This is a genomic window from Acidipropionibacterium thoenii DSM 20276, assembly GCF_000423445.1.
GTDB classification, from domain to species: Bacteria; Actinomycetota; Actinomycetes; order Propionibacteriales; family Propionibacteriaceae; genus Acidipropionibacterium; species Acidipropionibacterium thoenii.
In genome coordinates this window covers 36176-61948 of sequence record NZ_KE384019.1, presented here as the reverse complement: position 1 = coordinate 61948, position 25773 = coordinate 36176, and the positions used below count along the sequence as shown (strand labels likewise).

Genomic DNA, 25773 nt, shown 5'->3' with positions numbered 1-25773 from the left:
CCGCGGTCAGACAGCTGGTGGGGAATGGGGAGGGAGGGCCTGACTGGTCAGGACAGCAGCGCGGCCAGGCTGACCACGATGGTGTTGGAGATCCAGATCGAGGCGGCCGGCGGGTCGATGTGGCTGGTGCCTCGGTCGTACCAGAGCCGGGCGGCGAGCTCGGCCAGGACTGCAGCGACGATGCCGAAGACGGCTGCGATCAGCAGGGCCACCAGGGCCATCATCCAGGTGTGGGAGTCCCAGCTGGAGGTGTAGGTCCACTTGTAGGCGGCGAAGGTGCTGCCCATCAGCAGTGGGAAGAACTGAACGGCGGCCAACCCGGCGATATTGGTGACGTGGTGCTGGACCGGCATGTTCCGGTTGGTGATGAGGAACAGGATGATGATCGCCGAGACGCCGAAGGCGAAGCTGTTGGCGTTCGCGGCGGCCAGGTGATTGGCGAACCCCTTGGAGGTGAGGTAGGCGCCGACATTGGCGGCCAGGAACAGCGATGCGGTTCCGGCGAAGATGCCGAACAGTGAACCGATGGTGAGCAGCTGGGAGGGCTTCTCCTGCCACTCCAGCCAGCGGCCGTTGGGGCCGGGCTTGATCTTGGCCGGGAAGGATGTCGCGTCCTCGTGGAACAGCTCGGGGTTGTGCAGGGAGCCGGCGAACAGCTTCCGGTCCTTGGCGCCGAAGACCCAGCGGGCCGCCAGGCCGGAGATGAGCACGGTGAGGGCCACCGAGTCGGTGTGGGTGCCGAACCAGGGGAGCTTCGAGATGCCGATCTGAACGAGGTATCCGAAGACGCCGAAGAGCGAGCCGACGAAGAGAATGTCGGGCTTGCCGAGGCCGGCCAACGGCGAGTTCACATCCTTGCCATCTGTCATGTAGCCCTTGTACCGGGCATAGATCGCGGCGGCCACGCCCCCGGCGAAGGCCACATAGGGGCCGAAGAAGGGCCCGAAGGCCAGGAAGTCGAAGCCGAAGGTGCTGCCGGTGGCGGCGAAGATGCCCCACGAGGCCAGCACCATGAAGCCGGTCATCACGAATGCGTAGTTACCGCCGATGGCGGCGCCGACAGCGCCGCCAGCGATCGCGGCGAGGAGTCCGAAGAGGAAGACTCCCAACGAAGCTGTGAACATCAGTGTTCCTAGTGGTGTCAGGCGGGTTGGTCCCGCATGCTTCTGGACGCCGTCGGACGGATACCGAGGCGCAACCCCGAGGTGTGCTGAGAACCAGGGGTTCCAGCACAGCGACGGGAGCTTGCCTTGCGCCGCACCCGGGAGGGTGCGACTCGCGAGGCTGGGGCCGACGTGCGCGGCCCCGGTCAGGGTGGGGGCGCCGTCCGGCCGACGAGTCATCGGCAGTCTGACGGCGTCCCGGCAGGATGGATCAGCAGGCCTGCGGGGCTCCGGGGATCTGCCCGGTGGCCTGGGCCTCGTAATCGCTGATCAGGTCGACATTGGCCTTGGAATGGGAGCTGGGATCGAAGGTGTAGTCGAGGAACTCGCGAGCCAGTCGACGGGCCAGCTCCAGACCGATGACGCGCTCGCCCAGGCACAGCACCTGGGCGTCATTGGACATGATGAGGCGCTCCACCGAGAAACTGTCATGAGCGGTGCAGGCGCGAATGCCCGGCACCTTGTTGGCCGAGATCGCCATTCCCATCCCGGTGCCGCAGATGAAGATCCCCCGGTCGCCCCTGCCCTCGGCAATCGCCCGGGCGCCCGCGACGCCGATGTGCGGGTACAGGGTCTTCTCCCCGGGGGTGATGCCGACGTCGATGACCTCATCGACTCGGGGATCGGCCTCCAGGTCGGCCTTGATGGCCTCCTTGTAATCCACTCCGGCCGGGTCCCCGGCCACCACGATTCGAAATCCCATCGCTCCTTCGAGCCTCCTTGCGTTCGGAACGGTTCTGCCGGGCTGCACGCTGTTCACTGCCCTCGCCCCCCAGAATCTGGTGAGTCCTGCGGTCCGCCTGAGCGGGTCGCGCTGACAGCGTCAAAAGTAACACAGTTCATGACAAAAACACCATAACTCGTGTGAGATTGGTGGGAAGCTCACAGCCACGAGAGCCCGTGGTCGGGGGGAACCCCGGCAGCGAACTCGGTGTCATGGCTGTGCCACCCGCACCTGGACGCCGGTCTCCTCGAGATGGCGCAGCACCTCCGGGGAGGTCTTGGAGTCGACCACCACGTGGTCGAACTCCTGGAGATCGGCGAATTTGAACAGCGCGCGCCGGTTGAACTTGGTGTGATCCAGCAGCAGCACCTTGGTCTCGGCGGCGTCCAGCATGGCCCGTTTCACCTCGACGACCTCCTGGTAGGGGTGGTAGCAGCCCATCTCGAAGATCCCCGAGGCCGAGACGAAGCACAGGTCGGCATGCATCGATCTGATGGCGCGCACCGCGGCGGGGCCCATCAGGGAGTGCGCCCAGGCCTGGTACTCCCCGCCGGTGACCATCAACTTGGCCCCCCGGCAGCTGGTGACCTCGTTGGCCACCAGCAGGGAGTTCGTCACCACCGTGACATTGCTGATGTCGGCCAGCGAGCGCAGCAGCCAGACCCCGGAGGTGGAGTCGTCGAGCATCAGCGAGCAGCCGCTGGTGACCAGGGTGGACGCCTCGGCGGCCACCTGCTGCTTCTCGGCGGAGCTCTGCTCCAGTCGGAAGTCGGCGTCGGCCTCGTGCAGACCGCTGGCCACCGCGACCACCTGGCCGCGATGGTGGGTGAGCACCCCGCTGTCCTCGAGCACCGTGAGATCGCGATAGATGGTCATCGCCGAGACCCCGGTGAGGGTGACGAGTTCCTCGACGCTGACCGAGCCATTGCGGATCACCGTCTCGGCGATCGCCAGTTGCCTGCTGCGGGGACCGTCCTGACCGCGCCTGGAAGGCGGGTCGGTGGGAACTGTCGGCATCTTCCTAGCCTCTTCCTGTGGTCATGCCGGAGACGATGAGAGCGTCCCCGGGCGGCGGCGCCGTTCTCGGTAGTGTGTGTCCATGACCGCTTATCATGCCGACTCCTCCGATCTGACCGAGAAAGAGGTGCTCACCTGGTCCACCTTCGGGCAGGCTCAGGAGGAACTCGCCCAGCAGATCGCCGACTCCGGGTTCCAGCCCGAGGTCCTCATCTCGATCGCCCGAGGAGGCATGCTGCTGGGCGGGGCGCTGACCTATTCCCTGGGGGTCAAGCTGACCGACGCCGTCAATGTCGAGTTCTACACCGACGTCAACGAGACCCTGCCGGATCCGGTGCTGCTGGCACCGATGCTCGACACGGCGTCGATCAAGGGACGTCGGATCCTGGTCGTCGACGACGTCGCCGACTCCGGGCGAACCCTCAAACTGGTCCTCGAGCTGCTGCGCGACACCGGTGCCGAGGTGCGCTCGGCGGTGCTCTACACCAAGCCGACCACCGTTGAGCACCCCGACTACCAGTGGAAGGCCGTCGACAGATGGATCGTCTTCCCCTGGAGCGCCAAGCCGCCGGTGACCGCGACTCGCTCGGAGACTGCCGTCGGCGCAGTCACCGCCGAGTGAGGGCGTCGTCCTGGTGGGCATCCTCACCGCCTCGCCGAGATCCCGTTCGGTCCTGACATCTCGACCTCAGCCGATCACGCTGCCGACGGCGCGCACGACGTCGACGAATGAGATTGCTCCGGGATCCGGGGTGCCCAGCGACTTCTCCCCCAGTGGCCGGGAGCGCCCGAGCCTGGCGACGATACCGGCGGTGGAGCGGGCACCCTGGTCGGCGGCCAGCACAGCGGCTCCCCAGGCGGTGGGCAGATCGGTTCCGGTGGCCCTGAGGGTCTCCACGAAGGGCTCCATGGCGTCGATCATGGTCTTGTCGCCCAGCTGAGCTCCGCCCAGCCGCTTGACGGCGTCCAGGGAGGCCGCCGCCGCCTCGACGACAGTTCCCGGATGACAGCCCTGATCGTCTCCCAGCACGGTTCCGAAGGCCGTCAGCGCGGCCCCCCACAGAGCGCCGGAGGTGCCACCGGCCTGCTCGGACCAGGCGGCCCCGGCAGCGGCCAGGGTGGTGAGCGCTCCGGCCCCCTCGGCGGCCACCTCGCGAGCGGCCGCCACGGCCGCGGTGGACCCGCGGGTCATCCCGATCCCGTGGTCCCCGTCTCCGGCGATGGAGTCCAGACGTCCCAGCTCCTCCTGGCGGGACATCAGGATCGAGCGGATCAGGTCCAGGGCCCCGACAACGGTGTTGGCGACCTCCTGGGATGCCGGGCTGCCAGCAGTCGCGACCGTGACCTCCTCGGCCTGCTGGGACAGCTCGGCGGTGTCCAGTTCGACCTCGGAGACCGCCCCTCGGCGATAGGCCGGGGTGTCGCAGGGAGCCAGCCACAGCGGCTCGATCACCTCGTCGAGCCACAGCAGGGTCAGCGAGAGACCGGCCATGTCGAGGCTGGTGACGAACTCGCCGACCTGCGGGTCCACGATCTCCAGGCCTGCCTCGACCAGACGTCGGCGGATGTCGTTCCAGATGACGAAGAGTTCCTCGTACTTCGTGTCCCCCAGGCCGTTGACGATCGGGACGACGCGGCTGCCGGCCTCGTCAGGACGGTCGGCGAGCAGCCCGTCGACCAGCATCCTGGCCAGGTCGTCGGCGGTGCCCAGATCGGCGTCGTGGATGCCGGGTTCGCCGTGGATGCCCATTCCGACGCCCATCCGGCCGTCGGTGACCTCGAACAGCGGATGGTCGGCGCCGGGCAGGGTGCAGCCCTTGAAGGCCACCCCGAAGGAGCGGGTGCGGTGGTTGACCCGGTTGAAGACCGCCTCGACCTCATCGATGCTCATCCCCGCCTCGCAGGCGGCTCCGGTCACCTTGAAGGTCGGCAGGTCCCCGGCGATCCCGCGCCGTTTGGCCAGCTCCTCGGGCCCGGCCGAGGCGATGTCGTCGGTGACCAGCAGGCAGCGGGCCTCGATCCCCTCACTCTTGAGCCGCTCGGCGGCCTGGCCGAACTGCAGCACGTCGCCGGCGTAGTTCCCGAATCCGATGAGGACGCCGGCTCCGCGGTCGGCGGCCTTGCAGACCGAGTAGGCCTGGGCGCCCGAGGGCGAGGAGAAGATGTTGCCGCAGACCGCGCCATCGGCGAACCCCTGGCCCACCCAGCCGGCGAAGGCCGGATAGTGACCCGATCCCCCGCCCACCACCAGGGCGACCTTTCCCGGACGGGTGACGGTGGCCCGAGCCACTCCCCCGAAGACCGGCTTGAGGTGCTGGGGGAAGGCGCTGGCCAGTCCGGCCACCGCCTGGCCGGGGAAGTCGTCGGGATCGTTGAGGACACGAGTCATGTCTGCGTCTCCACTTCTGTGTGAGAGGGCCTGAGCTGGCAGGGCGATCAGCGGTGATCTGTCTCGATGATGCCATCCGCCCACAGTGGAAGCTACCCTTTTCACATAGTTTCGTGAGAATTTCTCGTGACTGCGTGGGGCCACTGACGGTTCTCGCACCCGGATCCAGCTGAGCGGATCCATCCGAAGAGAGAGGATGAGCCCATGACCTCGACCATGCCCGCCCTGACCCTGAAGAGCCCCGGCGATGTCGCCCTGACCGACAAGCCGGTGCCGGTGCCGGGCCCCGGCGAGGTGCTGCTGGCCGTGGAGGCGACCACCATCTGCGGTACCGATCTGCGGATCATCTCCGGGGAGAAGACCAGCGGGGTGCGGCTGGGGGCCACCCTGGGCCATGAGGTGGCCGGCAGGATCGCGGCGCTGGGCGAAGGGGTTGTCGACTCCGCCGCCGGAGCCGGGTTGCAGGTGGGACGCCAGGCGACCGTCTCGATCGTGGTGTCCTGCGGGTCCTGCCGGGCCTGCCTGACCGATCGCGAGCAGCTGTGCAGCAACCTGGAGCTGGTGGGCTACTCGATCGATGGCGGCCTGGCGCCCTATCTGCTGGTCCCGGCCAGGGCGGTGGCCAGGGGAAATGTCATCGTCTCCCCCGGCGAGCTGCCCGCCAACCGGCTGGCACTGTCAGAGCCGTTGTCCTGCATCCTCAACGGACACCACAACCACGGTGGGGTGAACCCGGGTGAGACGGTGGTGGTGATCGGGGGCGGCCCGATCGGCCTGCTGCACACGGAGTTGAATGTGGCCGGCGGAGCGGCCCAGGTGATTCTGTGCGACAAGCACGAGGAGCGCCGGGAGGTGGCTCGCGGTCTGGGGGCCATCGGGGTCGGGCCCGAGGATCTCGCCGCGACGGTCGCCGATCTCACCGGCGGATGGGGCGCCGATGTGGTGGTGGTCGCCATCGGGCGCCCCGATCTGGCCGAGACCTCGCTGGACCTGGCGGCCCCGGGGGGCCGGGTGAGCTGGTTCGCCGGCTTCCCGAAGGGATCGACCTCGCCACTGACCCCGAACACCGTGCACTACCAGGAGCTCACCGTCTCCGGTGGTTCCAATGCGCGGCGGGCCGACGTCCACGACGCGGTGCGTCTGCTGGCTGCCGGAGTCATCGATGAGACGCCGATCGTCACCCACACCTTCGGGCTGTCCCAGTGGTCCGAGGCGATCGACGCCGTGCGAGACCACCTGGGGGTCAAGATCGCCATCGACCCGAACCGCTGAGGGTCATCCCTCGCCGGCCCTGCCATCCCTCACGGCAACCGTGAGGTCTGCGGGACCGGCGCGAGAGGCGGTGTGGGGGTGCCAAATCGGTGGGCGGTCAGTGAGACCGACTGCTCGCGCAGGAAGGGCAGCAGTTCGATCCTGGACGCTGAGGTCACCGGCCATCCCCAGACCGCGAGGTCGGCGTCCCCCCCGGCCGCCTCGGCGACCTCGCCGGGGTCCCCGCCGATCAGTCGGACCCGCCGGGGCGCGCCGGGGCCGGCCATCGCGACCAGCCATTCGGACTGGGACACCACGTCGCAGCCCACCCCCACCGCGACCAGCGCCGATGCCAGCACCGGATCGACAGCGGGGTCGATACTGACCGACAGCTTGTCTGCGGCCGCCAGCAGGCCGGCGGCGCAGGCCCGGGCGGCGTCTGCCAGGTCGGCCCCCGCGCAGACCCGGATGAGGGTGTCGGCCGGCCGGTAGCGGAACTCGTCGCGTTCGCAGACCAGCCCGCCGATGTCGGTGCTCACCCCGAACTCATCGGCCCAGGCGGCCGCGTCGCGGTGGGCGGCGTCGACCAGCCACTGGGATCGGCCGGAGAGTGCGACCGGGTGGTGGCTGATGTGGGACAGGAACTGGTCGACGCGGTCCTCCAACGGTCCGCCGGGAGCCGGTTCCGCGGGTTCGGCGGCGGTCCAGGAGCCCTGTACCACCAGGTAGTTGGGCCCGCCGGCCTTGGCCCCCGGGCCGACTGCCGACTTCTTCCAGCCGCCGAATGGCTGGCGTCCGACGATCGCGCCGGTGATCGAGCGGTTGACGTACAGATTTCCGGCCTGGACGTGGTCCAGCCACCAGGAGATCTCGGCGGGATCCAGCGAGTGGATACCGGCGGTCAGGCCGTAGGGGGTGCCGTTCTGGTAGGAGACGGCGGTGGCCAGGTCGGGGGCTGACATGATGCCGGTGATCGGGCCGAAGTACTCGGTGAGGTGGTAGCGGTCCCCCGGCCTCACCCCGGCGCGCACCCCGGGACTCCAGAACCGGCCCGAGGGGTCGATCCGGCGGGGTCTCAGGGCCCAGGTCTGTCCGGGGTCCAGAGTGGTGAGGCCCTCGAGGAGTTTGCCCTCGGCGGGCTGGATGAGGGGCCCGAGCTGGGTGGCCAGGTCGCTGGGGTCGCCGAGCCTCAGGGAGGCCGCGGCGTCCAGGATCTGGTGGCGCAGCCGTCTGGACCGGTAGGCCTGACCTACCAGGATCACCAGGGAGGCGGCCGAGCACTTCTGGCCGGCGTTGCCGAAGGCCGAGCGCACGATGTCTGCGGCGGCCAGGTCGTAGTCGGCGTTCTCGGTGACGATGATGGCGTTCTTGCCACTGGTCTCGGCCAGCAGTGGCAGGTCGTGGCGCCAGGAGCGGAACAGCGTCGCGGTGTCATGGGCCCCGGTGAGGATGACCCGCTCGACGTCGGGATGGCTGATGAGTCGGCGTCCCACCTCGTCCTCGGCGGCGTCGCCCAGCTGGAGGACCTCACGCGGGACCCCGGCCCCCCAGAGGCACTCGGCGATCACCGCGGCGCAGCGTCGGGCCTGCGGGGCCGGCTTGAGCAGCACCGCCGATCCGGCGGCCAGCGGGGCCAGCACCGATCCGGCGGTGATGGACAGCGGGAAGTTCCACGGCGGGGCGACCACCGTGAGCCGGGGCGGGGTGAAGGTCGCCCCGTCCACCTGTTCCAGGCCGATCGCGTGGTCGGCGTACCAGGTGGCGAAGTCGATCGCCTCGGAGATCTCAACATCCCCCTCGGCGACGATCTTGCCGGTCTCGGCGCCGGCGATCGCCAGCAGGTCCCCGCGACGTCGGGCGAACTCGGCGGCCACCTCCCGCAGGATCCCGGCACGGCGGGCGGCACCCAGACCGTTCCAGCCCGGCTGGGCGGCCAGGCCGGTCGCGACCGCGTCGTCGACCTCCTCGACGCTGGCGAGGTGGTGAGAGGCCACCGTGGTGGCTCCCAGTCGGCAGTGGTCCATCACCGCCGCCACCTCGGCGGCCCACTCGCGCACCGGGGCCAGGGCCGGGTCGGAGTCGGTACTGGGACGGTAGCCATTGGCCGGGTCGGGCACCCGGTCGATCTCCTGGTGCCGGTTGGGCGCCGGAACGGTGCGGGTCAAGCCGTCGAGGGCGGCGCGGAACCGGGCCTCCTCGCGGGAGAACAGTTCCGGGTCGCGGCCGAGCTCGAAGACCGCCGACATGAAGTTCTCGGCGGCGGCCCCCTCCTCGAGGCGTCGCACCAGGTAGGAGATGGCGACGTCGAAGTGGTCGGGATGGACGACCGGGGTGTACAGCAGAACCCCGCCGACATCGGCACCGACCCGTTCGACCTGGTCGGGGACCATCCCGAGCAGCATCTCGAACTCGACCCGGTCGCCGACCCCGCGCCGATCGGCCAGCAGCTTGGCCATGGCGATGGAGAACAGGTTGTGCCCGGCCACCCCGTAGCGCACCGATCGGGTGCGCTCGGGGGTCAGCGCCCAGTCCAGGACGCGCAGGTAGTTGCTGTCGGTGGCGACCTTGGAGTGCCAGGGGGCCTGGGCCCAGCCGTGCAGCTCGGCGTCGACCTTCTCCATCGGCAGGTTGGCTCCCTTGACCAGCCGGATCTTGATGCCGGCTCCCCCTCGGGCGGTGCGCCGGTCGGCCCATGCGGTGAGCCGCTGGGCGGCGGCCAGGGAGTCGGGGAGGTAGGCCTGCAGCACGATGCCGGCCTCCAGGGTCAGGAACTCCGGGCGGTCCAACAGGTTCTGGAAGACGTCGATGGTGAGGTCCAGGTCGTGGTACTCCTCCATGTCGAGATTGATGAACTTGGCGGTGGCCGAGCGGGCGGCCAGTCTGAACAGCGGTGCGAGCCGGTCGGCGACCTCCTGGACGGTGGCGTCGTGGGCCCACAGGTCCAGCTGGTTGACCACCGCCGAGATCTTCACCGAGACGTAGTCGACGTCGTCGCGGGCCAGCAGCCTCTTGGTGCCGGCCAGTCGGGCGGCGGCCTCCCGGTCGCCGAGCACCGCCTCGCCGAGCAGGTTGAGATTGAGCCTCACACCGTCCTTGCGCAGTCGGCGCAGGGCGCGGCCGAGTGCCCGGGGGCGGGCGTCGATGATGAGGTGTCCGACCATCTGTCGCAGCACGCCACGGGCCAGGCCGACCACCAGGCGGGGGGCGTGGGGGGCGGTCCGGCCGGCCATCCGGACCCCGGCGCGCAGGACCGGGGGAAGGAAGGATGCGTCGGTGCGGGACAGTCGCGCCAGGGCCGCCGCGGCGGTGCCAGGGTCCTCGGGGCGCATCACCCGGTCGATGAACTCCACGGTGAAGGGCAGCCCGGAGGGTTCCCTCAGAACCTGGGAGAGCAGGGTCGCGGCGACCCTGCCGCGGTCCCGGGGGAGCATCCCGCGCCACCGTGCGACGGTCCCGGTCCGGAGCTGCTGCGATCCGGTACGGCCCTGCTGCGAAGAGCCGTCGAGGGCCCATCGACGGGCGAGCTGGACGGCCTCATCGGCGAGTTCGACCGGGCGGGGACCGGCAGAGCTCCAGGAATCCTCGGGGTTCTCGTCGTGGCGGTCGTCATGGTCAGTGCCGTGGGTGCCCATGACGGGACGATAGTCCCGCCGGGCGGTATGTGTTCGATCCTCGGGTGAACTCAACCGACGATCGCACACTGAACAACGCCGACGACATGCAGCGAGTCAACCATCCCGGCCACCGAGGTGACTCCCGTCGGACAACCGTCGCGTCCATGCCCCGTGACCCCAGTTCGCGGACTTCGGCGGAGCCTGGATCGAGGTGGGCCTCACTCCAGCGATGTGGGCACCAACGACATGCGCCTCCCGATGCCGTGACTTTCGACCAAGATGCCGAGAAAAAGGAAACCGTCTCTCCTGATTCCGTGACTTTCGACCAAGATGCCGATGGCAGACACTCCGTATCCATGGACGGTGCTAGCGTCACACCAGACAGTTCGAGTAAGGTCCGATATGCTCATCACACGATGGAGGGCGGCGGGTGCCGTTGCCGCCGCGATCGCTCTGGCTGTGGGGGTCCCCACCGCAGCCGAGGCAGGCAATTACACCGCAACCGGGAGTTGTTCCGCGAGCGGAAACAATCTCAACGCGCAGGCCACATACAGCGACAGTGGTGGCTACCACGTCTGGAAGCTCGCGAGCTGGACCATCAATGGCACGCCGACCGGCGGAAAGAACAATGTCAACATCAGGCTCTACTCTGGTGCTACTCAGAAGTGGGCATGGAACTCACCCGACAGCATGCCCTTCGGAAACGGCCACACCGGCATGCAGAACGCCAAGACTCGCCCTATTGATCATGAGTCCATCTTCTGGACGGCCATCTTCGATCGTTCCGGCGTCGATCCTCAGTGCACCGCCGCCAGGAAGAATTTCTGAGCCCGCACAACCATGAAGAAGAAAGCCCTCGTGAGCAGTGTCGCCGCGGTCGTAGTCGTGATCGCGGCGGTACTGCTGTTCAGGCCGCAGTCCGCCTCGAGCCCGTCCCCCGAGGATCTCAGCACCGGCAAGGACGCGTTGACACCGTTCATGTTCCTCGCCGCCGACGACAGTGGCGCGGTGATCGCCAGCTCCGACAGCACCCGCGGGATCGCCTCCTCGGGCCGGACGGTGTGGATGGGGCCGTCCTCCAGGACGAACGCCGTCTGCGTCGACTCGTGCCCCAACGCGATCCTCACCGGTGACATCGACGCATGGAACTCGCCGGTGGTGAAGACCCCCACCCCACTCCTCAGGGGCCAGCCCGCTGTCCCCCTCGCCGACGGTTTCCAGCTGTGGGCCCCGGTACGACTGGGCGGGGCAGTACTCGTCCTGCGCACCTCCAAGGACGGCACCACGAAAGCCACCTGGGCCACCGCCACAGGTGAGTCGGCCCCGATCCGCATTCCCGGCCGCGCCCCCACCTGGGGCGGTACGCAGGACGGCCCCGGGGTCATCACGACGACCGAGGGCAGTACCACCTGGGCCACCGTGGCCACACAGGTCAACGGCAAGCCGTCCCTGGGTCATCCGTTCAAGATCGCGGGCGAGGGCGGAAACTGCGTCGGCCCCAACGGGACATCCCTCGTCCCCATCGGCGAACAGGCACGGCTGGTCGATCAGCAGGGCAGAACCCTGCCCCTCGATCTGGGCGTCACGGCCAACGATCTGGGAGCCTGCACCATCAGCCGCACCGGTTTCATCACCGCATCGCTCAGCGCCAGTCTCGGAGCCACGACCAGCTACACCTCGGTCCTGAGGTTCTTCAGTTCCAAGGGAGCTCTTCTGCGAACCGTGAAGGAACCGACGGAGTCAATTCCGACCGCGTCCCGCGACGGGTCGACGGCCAGTTTCCGGACTCCTCAGGGTATCGCGGTGTCCACTGCGAACGGGAGAATCCGGACCACCTACAAGGGCGCTATCGCCTCCCGATTCACCGCGTCCGGTGCCCTCGTGCTGCTGTATCCCGACGGCCACGTCGAATGGCGGAAGAACCCGTGAGCAGCACCCTTGCGGTGTCCGGACTCTCGCACACCTTCTCCAACGGGTCGCGCATCGGGCCGGTCACCTTCACGGTGGAAGCGGGTTCGTGCCTCGGGCTGGTCGGCGCCAACGGGGCCGGGAAGACCACTGAGCTCAAGATGATCTGCGGGCTGGCGTCGATCGCATCGGGAACCCTCACGGTCGGCGGGAAGGAGCCCGTACGGCTGGGCCCCGAGGTGTCGATCACCGGAATGATCGAGGAACCCGCCTTCTACCCGTTCCTGTCGGCACGGGAGAATTTGCGGGCCTTCAGTGGCGGGTACTCCGAACGCATCGGACGCATCGCCGCAGCCCTGGCGAACGTCGAGCTGGAGGACTCCCGGCTGCACTATTCCAAGTACAGCCAAGGCATGAGGCAGCGCCTGGGGATCGCCCGGCTTCTCGTCTGCTCCTCCCCCGTCATCGTTCTCGACGAGCCCACCAACGGACTCGATCCAGTCTTCCTGCACCGGTTCCGCGAGATCGTCGCCAATCTCAAGGCGGCCGGCCACGCCATCGTGCTGTCCAGCCACATGCTCCACGAGGTGCAGCAGATCTGCGACTCCTACGTCATGATGAACGGCGGCGAACAGATCCTTGGAGGCGCCACCGCCGACCTCGCCGAGGGAGCCACCATCGAGGACCTGTACTTCTCCGCGATCGGCCTCACCTGATGCGCACCGCATGGCGCATCGCGCTGCGCTCGCCGCTCCTGGTGGTCGGGCTGGCCGTGTGGGCCGTCGTCGCTGCCTGGATGGGCGTCATCAAGGGCGTCACCCTCAACTGGCGCCAAGTGCTCGGCGGTTTCGACTCGATGGCCGACCAGATCCTGCCCGCCACCTGCGTGCTCATCTCCTTCTGGGTATTCGGACCCGACGCCCAGGACTCCATTCGCCGAGATCGCCGGTCCACCGGCCTGGACGAGCGCCGGTGGACCGCCCAGCGCCTTCTGGTGGCCTGCACTCTCGCTCTCGCCTGGTGCCTGCTCGCCGGTGGGGCGTCACTGGCCCTGTCCCGGCTCGGCCCGGCTCTCACGGTGACGGCTCTGGCCCCATGGCCGGCAAGTATCGGGCTGATCCTGCTGCGCGGCCTCCTCGTCACAGCCTGGGCCGCAGCCCTGATCCACGCGGTACGTATCGGACCAGCCATAGGTCTGGCTGTGGCTGCCGTGGGAGTCGCCCTGGCGCTGGTGTACCTGCCCGACAATCCTGTCCTCGACCTGGTGCGCGTACTGCTGCCCACCGCGGCTCTGCGCGCCCTGCACGCCGCCCCCAGTATCTACTACCCCTACGGGACGCGGGTCCTGCAACTCTGTCTGCTCTCTGGGGCAGTTTGGACGGTGGTCGCCCTCAACGCCCTGTTCTCCCGCCCCGCTCTCCGCGAACCCCGGACCACCACCACGGCCACCCGGGGGGACCGGCGGCGGAGCCTGCGCGGATGGATCGCCATCCCCCTGGCGGCGGGCTGCCTGGCCGCCGGAGCTGTGATCCCCGGCCTGGCGACCGCCACCGTTCCGATGAATGCACGGCCCTTCCTCCTGCTCGAGCGGTTTGCCGGTACATCACCCCAACAGAGGGCCGAGGACTTCCTGCTCTCCCTGCGCACCAACTCCAGCCGGGCCGACAGGCTGTCGGTGGACGGTTCGGCGCGAAGAACCCTGGGAGACTCCGTCTGGGCCTTCGCCAGTCTGCCGTCCGGAGCCACCGTCCTGCTGGACCGCGTCGACGACAAGGGACACGCTCAGGTGCGGGTGAACGGCTCGCAGATGGGGCTCTGCATGGTGAAGAACGAGAAGGGCTGGCTCGTCTCCGGAGTCTCGGAGCAGGAGGACTGCTATCGATGACCGAGCTGCACACCCGTGTCCTCATCGCCATTCGTCGGCTGAGGACGAGACGACTCCTGACGGCGACCCTGATCACCGGCGGGATCCTCGGCCTGTGGAGACCGCTCATCGACGGACTCTCCGCCATCAACCCCATCGGGGCAGCCACCACCGCCCTGACACTGTGCCGTTGGCCGGGAGGGCTGGCCGCGGTGGCGATCACCGCGTCGCTGTGCGGAGCCGACCGGGACGCCGGTCTGGACCGCGAACAGCGGCTCTGCGGGACCCATGGACACACCCGCATCGCCCTCGACCTGGCCTGCGCCCTCGCCGCCTCCCTCCTGCTGGCGGCCGGCAGCTGCCTGGTCGCCGCGCTGGTCGGGCTGGGCGGCTGGCTGCGCGATGGTCTTCCGGCCCTCTCCCTCGCAGGAGCCGATCCGCTGCGCGAGGCGGGCGTCTCGACCATGGTGATCGTCGTCGCCACCCTGGCGACCGCCCTTCTCTGCCACGCCTGCGGATGGTCGGCGAGGACCGCCCTCGTGGTGCTGCTGGTTATGGCTGGATCCTTCATGGCCGTTCTCATGTACGTGGGAACGGGACGGACCGCCATTCAGGTACTCCATCCCCTGAGTGGCCCCTGGCGGCTTCTCTACCACGATCCGGCGAGCATCCTCTTCATCGACATCTCACGTCGGACTGCGATCCTCCTCGTTCTCGGATGGGGCATGCTGGCCGTGCTGATCGGTGTCCTGGTGGCACGACGCCGCTACTCCTCCCGTTGAGACCGCTGGGCTGACACAATTGGGCGCGCATGCAGCCGTCCGCCGCCCACCAGGAGAATGACCATGTCCGCATCTGAGTCGACACGTCGCTCCGCAGGCATCGAGATGACCGGGATCGAGATCATCGAGGAATCCGAGCGCACCGCCAGGCCGCGCAATCTGTTCCTGCCATGGTTCGCCTCCAACATCTCGGTGTTCGGGATGTCCTACGGGGCATTCGTGCTCGGTTTCGGGATCTCCTTCTGGCAGGCGACGGTCGCCACCCTGCTGGGAGTCGTCGTCTCCTTCATCTTCTGCGGGGTGATCGCGATCGCCGGCAAGCGCGGCTCGGCGCCGACCATGGTCGCCTCCCGGGCGGCCTTCGGGGTGCAGGGCAACAAGGTTCCGGGCATCATCTCCTGGATCACCTCGATCGGCTGGGAGACCTCCCTGGCGATCAGCGCGGTGCTGGCCACCGCGACGGTCTTCTCCCGACTCGGCTGGAGCTCCGGGACCACGGTCAAGGTCATCGCCGCGATCGTCGTCGCCCTGCTCATCGTGCTGGGGGCGGTGGCCGGCTATCACATCATCATGAGGATGCAGTCGGTGCTCACCTGGGTCACCGGCATCGTGACGATCATCTACCTCGTGATGGCGGTGCGGGCGATCCACTGGGACGCCGTCGCGGCCATCCCGTCGGGACCCTGGCAGTCGGTGGTCGGGGCGCTGACCATGGTGATGACGGGGATGGGGCTGGGCTGGGTCAACATCGCCGCCGACTGGTCGCGCTACCAGAGCCGCGAGGCCCGGGGCGGTTCGATCGTGTTCTGGAACACCTTCGGCGGGTCCCTTGGGCCGGTCTTCCTCATCACCTTCGGCCTGTTGCTGGCGGGCTCCTCGAAGAACCTGTCCGAGGCCGTCCAGGTGGACCCGGTCGGCGCCCTCGCGACGATCCTGCCGACCTGGTTCCTGGTGCCCTTCCTGGTGGTGGCGGTGCTCTCCCTGCTGTCGGGGGCGATCAACGGCATCTACTCCTCCGGTCTCACCCTGCTCAGCCTGGGGATCCGGATCCCGAGGCCCGCCGCCTCCCTCATCGACGGTGTCATCCTCACCGCCGGCACCATCTACGTGGTCTTCCTCTCCCCGAACTTCATCTCCCCCTTCCAGTCCTTCCTGGTCACCCTGGGAGTTCCGCTGGCGGCCTGGGCGGGGATCATGATGTCCGACATCGCGCTGCGGCGCCGGGCCTACGACGACGCAGATCTGTTCCGCCCCGAGGGTCGGTACGGTGCGGTGGACTGGGTCTCCCTGGTCACCCTCGTCGTGGTCACCGCGATCGGCTGGGGTCTGGTCATCAACCAGTACCCGGGGGTCGGCTGGAACGACTGGCAGGGATACCTCCTCGGACCGTTGGGCCTGGGCGGCAGGGAGGGCTCCTGGGCGTGGGCCAATATCGGGGTCATCGCCGCCCTGGTGCTGGGATTCCTGGTGACCTTCCTGGCCCGTCGCTCCCGGGTCCGCCACCAGGAGTCCTTCTGATGGCGCGGGCCAATCCGCCCTGGCTGGTCGTCATCGACCCCCAGCGGATATTCGCCGACCCCGCCTCGCCCTGGTGCGCCCACGACTTCGAGGCGATTGTCGGCCCGATCGGCCGGCTTGCCGAGCACTTCGGGGAGCGCGTACTGGTGACCAGATGGCTGCCCGGCAGCGAGCACCGGGGCGCCTGGGCGGACTACTTCGATCGCTGGAGCTTCGCCGACCGGCCGGATGGCGATCCCTGCTTCGATCTGGTGGACGCCGCCCTCGGCTGGTCGGCAGCCCCGACCCTGGACCTCACCACCTTCGGCAAGTGGGGACCGGCGCTCTCCGCGATCACCGGGGCCCACCCCCGTCTGGTGCTGTCCGGGGTCGCCACCGACTGCTGTGTCATCTCCACCGCACTGGCCGCCGCCGATGCCGGCGCCTGGGTCGAGGTGGCCTCCGACGCCTGCGCGGGGTCGACGCCGGGCCATCACCAGGCAGCGATGACCGTGATGGGGCTCTACGCACCGCAGATCCGGCTGCGCAGCGTTGACGAGATCCTGGCCGACCGGACGCCGGCCTGAGCCGGGGCCGGATCGGCCCAGCGCACTCACCCCGACTTGCGTCAGAACCCCGACGTCTTGATAATGGTTATCAGTCAAAACTTGAATTGAGGACCTACATGTCATCGCGTTCCCTGACCATCTCCATCCCCCGCAAGGTGCTGGCGACCGTGGCGGTCGCCGCCCTGCCGCTCAGCCTGTCAGCGTGTTCGGGCAATGGATCAGCGGAGGGCTCCACCTCGGCCGCCCCCAGCGGTGCGGCATCCTCTGGGGCCACCACCTCCGGGAAGGTCCAGATCGTCGCCTCCACCAACGTCTGGGGCTCTGTCGCCCAGGCCGTCGCCGGCGATCACGCCGATGTCACCTCGATCATCACCAGCCCCGCCCAGGACCCGCACGACTACGAGGCCACCGCCAAGGACAAGCTCACCTTCTCCAACGCCAAGATCGCCATCGTCAACGGCGGCGGCTACGACGACTGGGCCTCCACCCTGGCCAAGGGCAGCGATGCCACTGTGGTCGATGCCGTTGAGACCTCCGGCTTCGACTCCTCGGCCGATCCCTTCAACGAGCACGTCTTCTACTCAATGGCCACCGCGAGAAAAGTCGCCGACGTGGTCGCCACCGACCTCAGCAAGCTCGACCCCAGCAATGCCTCGGCCTACGCGCAGAATGCCAAGTCCTTCGGTACCGAGATCGGAAAGTTCGAGTCCCAGGCCAAGGCTGCTGGCGCGGCCCACCCGAACACCAGCGCAGTGGCCACCGAACCGGTCGTCGGCTACCTGCTCACCGACATGGGGATCAAGAACATCACCCCGGAGGCCTTCGTCGAGCAGGCCGAGACCGACGCCGGCCCCTCGGTCAAGGTGCTCAGCGACACCGAGGCGCTGCTGACCACCAAGAAGGCCGGACTGCTGGTGGTCAACGGTCAGACCTCTGATGACGTCACCAAGCAGCTCCAAAGTGCAGCTCAGAAGGCCGGAGTGCCGAGTGTCGGCGTCACCGAGACCTTCCCCCAGGGGGTCACGACCTACGCCCAGTTCATCGGTGGCACCATCACCGATATCTCGAAGGCACTGGCCAAGTGACCAGCACCGAATGACCCAGCACTGATCGACCCAGCACTGATTCACGGCGTGCCGGCCGGCCCGGCACCCCGATCAGCCCTGCACCGAGTGGATCGTCCCGCCGCGAGCCGCCAGCTCGCGGCGGGACGATCCCTGTCGCGTTAACGGACTGGGACTCATTCTCCGTATTATTTCGCTCGACCCGCAGACAGCTGCGGCCGGTTCACACTTGGAGAGCTCATGTCAGATGACAACGCCGGCCCGGCCGGCGCCGGTCCGCTCGACCCATCCCCACGACCCGAGGCGGCACGACTGGCCGGCGCCAGCGTCACCTTCGGCGACCGGGTGCTGTGGCACGACGTCGACCTGACTGTCCATCAGGGTGAGTTCGTCGCGGTGCTGGGTCCCAATGGGGCCGGCAAGACGACGATGCTGAGGGTGCTGCTCGGCCAGATCCCGTTGTCGTCGGGCGTCGCCACGATCGCCGGTCATCCGGTGACCAAGGGATCGGCCGAGATCGGTTATGTTCCCCAACAGCGAGCCATGGACGCGCTGGCCCCGATCCGCGGCCGCGACCTGGTGACGATGGGGGTCGACGGCCACCACTGGGGGCCGCGCTGGCCCTCGCACTCACGCAGCCAGAAGGTCCGCCGGGCCATCGCGGAGGTGGGCGCCACGAGCTACGCCGACGCCCCGATCTCCCAGCTCTCGGGTGGTGAACAGCAGCGGCTGCGGATCGCCCAGGCCCTGGTCAGCCAGCCCGGCCTGCTGCTGTGCGACGAGCCCCTGCTGAGCCTGGACATCCGGCATCAGAATGCCGTCTCCCAACTCATCGACCAGTCGCGCTGGACCCACAATGTCGGCATCCTCTTCGTCACCCACGAGATCAACCCCGTGCTGCCCTACATCGACCGGGTCGCCTATGTGGCCGGCGGCCGGGTGCTGGTGGGGACCCCCGACGAGGTGATGCGCTCGGAGACCCTCAGCGATCTCTACGGCTCACCGGTACAGGTCTTCCGTCACAACGGCCGCATCATCGTCCTGGCCGATGAGGAACGCGCCCCACACAGCCACGGAGAACACCAGGCGACGACTCGTGATTGATTTCAGCTCCATCATCAACTTCGAGGGATTCTCCTCGCTGGTACCGCTGGTCAGCGGAGCCATCATCGCGGGCACTGTGCTGGGCGTGCTGGCCGGGCTGATCGGCCCGATGATCCATGCCCGCGATCTGGCATTCGCCGTCCACGGCACCTCCGAACTGTCCTTCGCCGGGGCCTCAGTGGCCCTGTTCCTGGGCGTCAGCGTCACCACCGGGGCGGTGGCCGGCTCACTGGTGGCCGCAGTCGTGCTGGGTCTGCTCGGGGTGCGCGCCAAGGACCGCAATGCCTCGATCGGCATCATGCTGCCCTTCGGGATGGGTATCGGCGTGCTCTTCCTCAGCCTGTACAAGGGCCGATCCTCCAACAAGTTCGGTTTGCTCACAGGTCAGATCGTGGCCGTCGACAGCACCCGGCTCACCACCTTGTGCCTGGTGGCCGCACTGGTGGCGCTGGCCCTGGCAGTCGTCTGGCGTCCGCTGTTCTTCGCCTCGGTCGACCCGGCGGTCGCCAAGGCCCGCGGCATCCCGATGCGGACCCTGTCGATCATCTTCATGGTGCTGCTCGGGCTGACCACCGCGATGGCCATCCAACTGGTCGGGGCTCTGCTGGTACTCAGTCTGCTCATCACCCCGACCGCCGCAGCGGCCAGGGTGACCGCCAGGCCATCGGCGCTGTGTCTGCTGTCGATCGTCTTCGCGGTGATCTCGGCGGTCGGCGGCATCCTGCTCTCGCTGGGGCCCGGCCTGCCGATCAGTCCCTACGTCACCACCATCAGCTTCGTGATCTACCTGGTCTGCCTGCCGATCGGCGCCTGGCGGCGCCGGCAGGGCTGGTCCCGGCGGGTCTGAGCTGCGGCGGAACCCCAGCGCCGCGCAACCTGCCCGATCGGCACTGCCGTGCCGCGTGGCGGCGATTCGGAGTGCTGACCGCCCGATGTATACCTCGTCGTGCTAGGTTTCTGGGTATCCCATACCTAGGACTGCGAGGCAACAGGTGAAAGTACCCAAGGAACTGATGGCAGCTTCGGCCACCCCCATCGTGCTGGGAGTGCTGAGCGGCGGCGAGGACTACGGCTACTCCCTGATGCGCCGGGTCACCGAGGCCTCGGGAGCGCAGCTGGAGTGGAAGGAGGGGATGCTCTACCCCCTGCTCCACCGGCTCGAGCAGCAGGGGCTGGTCGCCTCCCGTTGGGGAGCCTCGCCGGGGGGGAGACGACGCAAGTACTACGCCATCACCGCCGCCGGGCGCGGCGAGCTGGAGACCCATGTCACTCAGTGGCGCCTCGTGGTCCAGACCCTCGATGCCCTGCTGCCCGCCTCCCCCGCGCTCCCGGCTCGATGGCCCGAGGGCTCGGCGCTCACCGCCGGCGGGATCTGAGGCTGCCGTGACGGACTCCTCATCACTCCATTCCAGCGGCACCGACGCCCTCAACGGCCCTGCCGGCCCCGCCACCGCGGATCTCGACGGCAGCCTGGCCCAGTGGCGCGAGCTGATGGCGTCCAGGCCCGGGATCAGCGCAGATGACCTCGACGAACTGACCGACCACCTGCACACCGAGACGCTCGATCTGATGGCAGCCGGTCTGTCCCGCGATGAGGCCTTTCTCATCGCGGTGCGCCGCATCGGTAGCCGTGACGACGTCAGCGATGAGTTCGCCCGGGCCCACCCCGACCGGCTGTGGAGACAGCTCCTCCTCGGCTCCCAGCCGGACTCCGGCTCACCGGTCGGCAGAGCTGCTGTCCGCCCCGGCCGCCACGTCCGGACCGGTCCCCTCGACCACCCAGGTCCCCTCGACCACCCAGGTGCCCTCGACCACGCTGGGGCGCCCGGCGACGGGGAGGTTCATCGGGACCTGATCCTGGCCCTGGTCCTCGGATGCTGTGCAGGCCTGGCAGTCCGGTTGCCCTACGGCCTGATCCGCGGACTCGACGTCGAGGGCTTCTACCCGCGCAATGTGGCCCTCATCGTCCTGGCGGCACTGGGCTGCTACTTCCTCATCTGCCACTGGCGCAACCGCTCAGATGGGGCTGACCGGATCGACCGCATCGGCGGGCTCTCCGGCGTCATCACCCTGGCCGTCGGCTTCGCGGTGCCGGCAGTCCTGGTCAACCTGTACCCGGCTGATCCCAGCTCGCAGACCTTTGCGCTGACCGCCATCCACCTGCCCATCGCACTGGCCGTCGCAGTCGGCATCGCTTATCTGGGCGATCGCTGGCGCAGTCTCGAGGCCTGGATGGACTGGGTCCGGTTCCTCGGCGAAGCGGTCCTCTACTACATCCTGGTGGCACTGGGAGGCGCAGTTCTGACGGTCATCTCGACCGCGATCTTCAAGGCCATCGACATCTCCGGACCGGCCTTCGGCCGCATCCTGGGGTGGGTGCTGCCGGTCTGCGCAGTCGGTGCGGTCATCGTCTGCGGGTGGCTGGTCGAGCGCAAGAAGTCGGTGATCGAGAACATGGCCCCGGTGCTCACCGCGGTATTCACCCCACTGATGACCGTCGCCCTGGTGGCCTTCCTGATCGCCCTGGCGGTCACCGGCAACCCGGTCGACAGCGACCGGAACGTTCTCATCATCTTCGACGCCGTCCTCATCGCGGTGGCCGCGATCGCACTGTTCACGGTCTCGGCCCGCAGCCCGGAGAGACCAGGCGGCGCGCTGGACTGGATGCAGCTGGTGCTGATCGTGGTGGCCCTGGTGGTGGACCTCGTGATGCTCTGGGCGATGGCCGGGCGACTGGCGCAGTGGGGGCCATCGGCGAACAAGATCGCCGGGCTGGGCGCGAATGTCCTGCTGCTGGGACATCTGGCGGGATCGGCCTGGTGGTATCTGCGGATCTGCCTGGCACGGCGGGCCTCACCGGTCGCGACCAGCACCCGCCTGGTGCGCTGGCAGTGCGCAGCGCTTCCGGTCTTCGGGGGCTGGGCTCTGGTCGTGGCCCTGGTGTTCCCACCCCTGTTCGGTTGGAGCTGAGTCTGAACCTGCATTGTGTTGCAATTTCGTGACATCGCGCCCGATCAGCGCTCTCGAGTTGCACATATGCATGCGAATGCATAAATATGTGAATATTGGTGCTGACCGGCGCCCCGTCGCAAGGAAGATTCATGAACAAGCTCACCCGTATCGTCCCAGTCGGCCTGGTGACGCTCGCCCTGGCCCTGGCCGGATGCACCAACGCATCCCAGCAGGAGACCGGCTCCGACGGAGCAGGAGCCGGCTCGTCCTCCTCGGCCACTGCCGACGCGGGTCACGGTAATGATGCCCTCCTTGCATCGATCCAGAAGGATCCCGAGATCGCCAAGCTGCTGCCGTCCAAGATCGCCGACAAGGGGGTCATCACCGTCGGCTCCAGCGCCGACTACGCCCCGGCCGAGTTCGCCGACACCGATGGCACCACGATCATCGGCTACGACATCGACTACGCCAAGGCGATGGGCAAGCTGATGGGGGTCGACGTCAAGGCCTCCAATGCCACCTTCGACACCCTGCTCCCCTCGGTCGGCTCGAAATTCGACATCGCACTGTCCTCCTTCACGATCACCGCCGAGCGTGAGAAGCAGGTCAACATGATCTCCTACTTCACCGCCGGCATGGCCAAGGCAGTGCTCAAGGGCAACCCGAAGAACGTCCCGGCCGACTCGCTGTGCGGGGTCACCGTGGCGGTCTCGACCGGCACCTCCGAGGACGATGACGCCCAGAAGCAGTCGAAGGAGTGCGTGGCGGCAGGAAAGAAGCCGGCCACCATCCTGTCCTACAAGACTCTCCCTGAGGCCACCACCAATGTCGTCGGAGGAAAGGCCGACATCTCATACGGCGACTCGATGATCATCGCCTACTCGGTCGCCAGGACCAACGGCACCCTCGAGCAGCTCGGCGGGATCACCCAGGCGGCCCCCTTCGGCGTGGTCGTCGCCAAGAACGACGACGCCCTGGCCAAGGCTATCCAGGCCGCCACCCAGAAGCTCATCGACGACGGCACGATGAAGAAGATCCTGGCCACCTGGGGCAACGACGGCGGCATGATCACCAAGTCCGAGATCAACCCGGCGCTCAAGTAACTCCCACTCCACACATCTGCAGATAGATCAGGGACACACCTCATGATCAGAACCACCACTCCTCGCGCCATCGCGGCGCTCTGCATTGCCGCCGCGATGGCGCTGGCAGGTTGTACCGACGCCTCCCAGACGGCCTCCTCCGGTGGCCAGAGCGCCTCCGCCTCGGCCTCCACGGCGTCCAACCAGACGCTCATCGACTCCATCGACAAGGACGACGCGATCGCCAAGCTGGTCCCCAAGTCCATCGCCGACAAGGGCACCCTCACCATCGGCGCCGATGCCAGCTACGCACCCGCGGAGTTCGTCGCGGCCGACGGCTCCACCATCATCGGCTACGACGTCGACTACGCCGAGGCGATGGGCAAGCTGATGGGAGTCAAGGTGAGCTTCGCCAATGCCACCTTCGACACCCTGATCCCCTCGGTCGGCTCCAAGTACGACATGTCGGTCTCCTCCTTCACGATCACCGCCGAGCGCGAGAAGCAGGTCAACATGATCTCCTACTTCACCGCCGGCATGGCCAAGGCGGTGCTCAAGGGCAACCCGAAGAAGATCGCCGCCGACTCGCTGTGCGGGGTCACCGTGGCGGTGGAGACCGGGACCTCCGAGGAGGCCGATGCCCAGGCACAGGACAAGACCTGCAGGGCCGACGGGAAGTCGGCGGTCAAGATCCTGTCCTACAAGACCCAGACCGACGCCACCACCAATGTCATCGGCGGCAAGGCCGACGTCTCCTATGCCGACTCGATGATCATCGCCTACTCCATTGAACAGACCAACGGCGCCATGGAGCAGCTCGGTGGTATCACCGACGCCGAGCCCTTCGGAGTCGTCACCGCCAAGAAGGACGACGGCCTGTCCAAGGCCGTCCAGGCGGCCACCCAGAAACTCATCGACGACGGCACCATGAAGAAGATCCTGGCCACCTGGGGCAACGAGGACGGCATGATCAAGACATCGCAGATCAATCCGCCGGTGAAGTGACGAGAGTGGAGTGACCGACATGGCACACGAGCAACACGCGCAGATCCCGAACCGGATCAGAGCCAAGGAGGTCTTCCATCCCGGCACACTCATCGCGGCGATCATCGTCGCGATCCTGGCCGCGATGCTGATCCACGGACTGGTCACCAATGCCAACTTCAAGTGGGGCATCGTCTGGATGTACCTGCGCGATGTCAAGGTGATCGAGGGCATCGGCTACACCCTGCTGCTCACCGTCTGCTCGATGGTCCTGGGCACCATCCTCGCCCTGGTGATGGCGATCATGAGAACCGCCTCCAACCCGGTGCTGAGAGGGGTGTCGTGGGCCTACATCTTCGTCTTCCGCGGCATCCCGGTCTACACCCAGCTGATCTTCTGGGGGCTGGTCGCGGTGCTCTACCCGGTGATCGGGCTCGGCATCCCGTTCGGCCCCCAGTTCGTCTCCTTCAACACCTCCGCCATCATCGGAGCATTCGCGGCCGCCGTCATCGGCCTGGGACTCAACGAGGGCGCCTACCTGGCCGAGATCATCCGCTCCGGGCTGGAATCCGTCGACAGCGGCCAGGCGGAGGCGGCCAAGGCACTGGGCATGAAGCCCTCGCTCATCCTGCGCCGGATCGTCATCCCCCAGGCGATGAGGGTCATCATCCCGCCGCTGGGCAATGAGACCATCGGGATGCTGAAGACCACCTCCCTGGTGCTGGCGGTGCCCTTCACCCTGGATCTGCAGTTCGCCACCAACAACATCGCCAATCGCATCTACGCCCCGATCCCGCTGCTCATCGTGGCCGCCTTCTGGTATCTGGTGATGACCAGTGTCCTGATGGTGGGCCAGCACTACGTGGAGGCCTACTACGGCCGCGGGTTCAGCACCGGCGGATCCAACCGGTCCAAGCGGCAGGCGGCCATCAATGCCGCCGGGACCACCACCACCGATCCGTCAATGGAGGTCGAGCAGTGAGTACCGTCACCACCACTTCGGACGAGGGCTCCCGCCCCGCGCCGGGCTCCCCGATGGTGCAGATCTCCGGTCTCCACAAGGAGTTCGGCGCGCTGCACATCCTCAAGGGGATCGATCTGGACGTCAGCGCCGGCGAGGTCTGCGTGCTGCTGGGACCCTCGGGGTCCGGCAAGTCCACCCTGCTGCGTTGCATCAATCAGTTGGAGACCTTCGAGGCCGGCGAGATATGGGTCGGCGGGGACCGGGTGGGATTCGCCAACGAGCCGCTGCCGGACGGCCGGTTGGCCCGGCTCACCGAGAAGCAGATCGCCGCCCAGCGGTCCCGGGTCGGGATGGTCTTCCAGAGGTTCAACCTGTTCCCCCACATGACCGCCCTGCAGAACGTCATGGAGGCGCCGATCCACGTCGCCAGGGTGCCGGCGGCCCAGGCCCGAAAGCGGGCCCTTGATCTGCTGGAACGGGTCGGGATGGCCGACCGGTCCAGCCACTATCCCTCCGAGCTGTCCGGAGGCCAGCAGCAGCGAGTGGCCATCGCCCGGGCGATGGCGATGGACCCCGAGCTGATGCTCTTCGACGAGCCCACCTCCGCCCTGGACCCTGAGCTGGTCGGCGAGGTCCTCAGCGTCATCAAGGATCTGGCCCGCTCGGGGATGACGATGATGGTCGTGACGCACGAGCTCGGCTTCGCCCGAGAGGTCGCCGATCAAGTGGTCTTCATGGCCGACGGGGTGGTGGTCGAGGCGGGCGCACCCACGCAGGTCATCGACAGTCCGCAGTCCGCGCGACTCCAGGATTTCCTCAAGTCGGTGCTCTGAATCGCTGAGGGG

23 protein-coding genes are annotated in these 25773 nt (G+C 67.8%); 18 read left to right on the top strand and 5 right to left on the bottom strand.

What is annotated here, in order from left to right:
- Positions 1-47 precede the first annotated feature (47 nt).
- The 3 genes from G554_RS0112115 to G554_RS0112105 form a co-directional block, all read right to left on the bottom strand.
- Positions 48-1124, bottom strand: a complete 1077-nt coding sequence (locus tag G554_RS0112115; protein WP_027588109.1) for a DUF7973 family transport facilitator — start codon at positions 1122-1124, stop codon at positions 48-50.
- Between the two features lie 250 nt (positions 1125-1374).
- Entirely contained in the window at positions 1375-1866 is a 492-nt protein-coding gene (locus G554_RS0112110) for a ribose-5-phosphate isomerase (RefSeq protein ID WP_027588108.1), read from the bottom strand.
- A 231-nt stretch (positions 1867-2097) separates the two neighbouring features.
- Positions 2098-2904, bottom strand: a complete 807-nt coding sequence (locus tag G554_RS0112105; protein WP_027588107.1) for a DeoR/GlpR family DNA-binding transcription regulator — start codon at positions 2902-2904, stop codon at positions 2098-2100.
- Between the two features lie 82 nt (positions 2905-2986).
- On the opposite strand from G554_RS0112105, the gene G554_RS16155 reads away from it, so the two are divergent.
- Positions 2987-3526: a phosphoribosyltransferase gene (locus tag G554_RS16155; RefSeq protein ID WP_051233049.1), complete on the top strand. Its 540-nt coding sequence runs from the start codon at positions 2987-2989 to the stop codon at positions 3524-3526.
- A 66-nt stretch (positions 3527-3592) separates the two neighbouring features.
- Here the strand turns inward: G554_RS16155 and G554_RS0112095 are convergent, their stop codons facing one another.
- The gene (locus G554_RS0112095) at positions 3593-5293 is read right to left on the bottom strand and encodes a dihydroxyacetone kinase family protein (protein WP_027588106.1); all 1701 of its coding nucleotides are present in this window, start codon (positions 5291-5293) and stop codon (positions 3593-3595) included.
- Between the two features lie 204 nt (positions 5294-5497).
- Here G554_RS0112095 and G554_RS0112090 point away from each other — a divergent pair, with 204 nt between their 5' ends.
- The gene (locus tag G554_RS0112090) at positions 5498-6565 is read left to right on the top strand and encodes an alcohol dehydrogenase catalytic domain-containing protein (protein WP_027588105.1); all 1068 of its coding nucleotides are present in this window, start codon (positions 5498-5500) and stop codon (positions 6563-6565) included.
- A gap of 29 nt (positions 6566-6594) precedes the next feature.
- Here G554_RS0112090 and G554_RS16150 read toward each other — a convergent pair whose 3' ends face one another.
- Positions 6595-10176, bottom strand: a complete 3582-nt coding sequence (locus G554_RS16150; protein WP_084648524.1) for a bifunctional proline dehydrogenase/L-glutamate gamma-semialdehyde dehydrogenase — start codon at positions 10174-10176, stop codon at positions 6595-6597.
- 384 nt (positions 10177-10560) lie between these two features.
- Here G554_RS16150 and G554_RS0112075 point away from each other — a divergent pair, with 384 nt between their 5' ends.
- From G554_RS0112075 to G554_RS0112000, 16 genes are all read left to right on the top strand, one after another.
- Complete coding sequence (locus G554_RS0112075) at positions 10561-10986, top strand: hypothetical protein (protein WP_027588104.1); 426 nt, start codon at positions 10561-10563, stop codon at positions 10984-10986.
- Positions 10987-11016: 30 nt separating this feature from the next.
- Entirely contained in the window at positions 11017-12087 is a 1071-nt protein-coding gene (locus tag G554_RS0112070; RefSeq protein WP_126412633.1) for a hypothetical protein, read from the top strand.
- A complete protein-coding gene (locus G554_RS16145; protein ID WP_051233047.1) occupies positions 12084-12782 on the top strand; it encodes an ABC transporter ATP-binding protein in 699 nt (232 codons plus the stop codon). Before G554_RS0112070 ends, G554_RS16145 begins: the two co-directional genes overlap by 4 nt.
- The gene (locus G554_RS0112060) at positions 12782-13951 is read left to right on the top strand and encodes a hypothetical protein (RefSeq protein ID WP_027588102.1); all 1170 of its coding nucleotides are present in this window, start codon (positions 12782-12784) and stop codon (positions 13949-13951) included. Before G554_RS16145 ends, G554_RS0112060 begins: the two co-directional genes overlap by 1 nt.
- Positions 13948-14712: a hypothetical protein gene (locus G554_RS0112055; protein ID WP_027588101.1), complete on the top strand. Its 765-nt coding sequence runs from the start codon at positions 13948-13950 to the stop codon at positions 14710-14712. Before G554_RS0112060 ends, G554_RS0112055 begins: the two co-directional genes overlap by 4 nt.
- A gap of 57 nt (positions 14713-14769) precedes the next feature.
- Positions 14770-16230 (top strand): purine-cytosine permease family protein, encoded by a 1461-nt coding sequence (locus tag G554_RS0112050; RefSeq protein ID WP_027588100.1) that lies wholly within the window; start codon positions 14770-14772, stop codon positions 16228-16230.
- Positions 16230-16796 carry a cysteine hydrolase family protein gene (locus G554_RS0112045; protein WP_027588099.1) on the top strand — a complete coding sequence of 189 codons (567 nt, stop codon included), beginning with the start codon at positions 16230-16232 and terminating at the stop codon, positions 16794-16796. Before G554_RS0112050 ends, G554_RS0112045 begins: the two co-directional genes overlap by 1 nt.
- A gap of 125 nt (positions 16797-16921) precedes the next feature.
- The gene (locus G554_RS0112040; protein WP_027588098.1) at positions 16922-17863 is read left to right on the top strand and encodes a metal ABC transporter solute-binding protein, Zn/Mn family; all 942 of its coding nucleotides are present in this window, start codon (positions 16922-16924) and stop codon (positions 17861-17863) included.
- 219 nt (positions 17864-18082) lie between these two features.
- Complete coding sequence (locus G554_RS0112035; protein WP_036925722.1) at positions 18083-18946, top strand: metal ABC transporter ATP-binding protein; 864 nt, start codon at positions 18083-18085, stop codon at positions 18944-18946.
- Complete coding sequence (locus G554_RS0112030; protein WP_027588096.1) at positions 18942-19793, top strand: metal ABC transporter permease; 852 nt, start codon at positions 18942-18944, stop codon at positions 19791-19793. Before G554_RS0112035 ends, G554_RS0112030 begins: the two co-directional genes overlap by 5 nt.
- A gap of 166 nt (positions 19794-19959) precedes the next feature.
- Positions 19960-20322: a PadR family transcriptional regulator gene (locus G554_RS16140; RefSeq protein WP_245570049.1), complete on the top strand. Its 363-nt coding sequence runs from the start codon at positions 19960-19962 to the stop codon at positions 20320-20322.
- Between the two features lie 7 nt (positions 20323-20329).
- Positions 20330-21916, top strand: a complete 1587-nt coding sequence (locus tag G554_RS0112020; RefSeq protein ID WP_051233043.1) for a permease prefix domain 1-containing protein — start codon at positions 20330-20332, stop codon at positions 21914-21916.
- Positions 21917-22047: 131 nt separating this feature from the next.
- Entirely contained in the window at positions 22048-23001 is a 954-nt protein-coding gene (locus G554_RS0112015; RefSeq protein ID WP_051233041.1) for an ABC transporter substrate-binding protein, read from the top strand.
- A gap of 42 nt (positions 23002-23043) precedes the next feature.
- Positions 23044-23985 (top strand): ABC transporter substrate-binding protein, encoded by a 942-nt coding sequence (locus G554_RS0112010; RefSeq protein WP_051233039.1) that lies wholly within the window; start codon positions 23044-23046, stop codon positions 23983-23985.
- A 19-nt stretch (positions 23986-24004) separates the two neighbouring features.
- Positions 24005-24946: an ABC transporter permease subunit gene (locus tag G554_RS0112005; protein ID WP_027588092.1), complete on the top strand. Its 942-nt coding sequence runs from the start codon at positions 24005-24007 to the stop codon at positions 24944-24946.
- 53 nt (positions 24947-24999) lie between these two features.
- Positions 25000-25761, top strand: a complete 762-nt coding sequence (locus tag G554_RS0112000) for an amino acid ABC transporter ATP-binding protein (protein WP_027588091.1) — start codon at positions 25000-25002, stop codon at positions 25759-25761.
- The last annotated feature ends 12 nt before the right edge of the window (positions 25762-25773 follow it).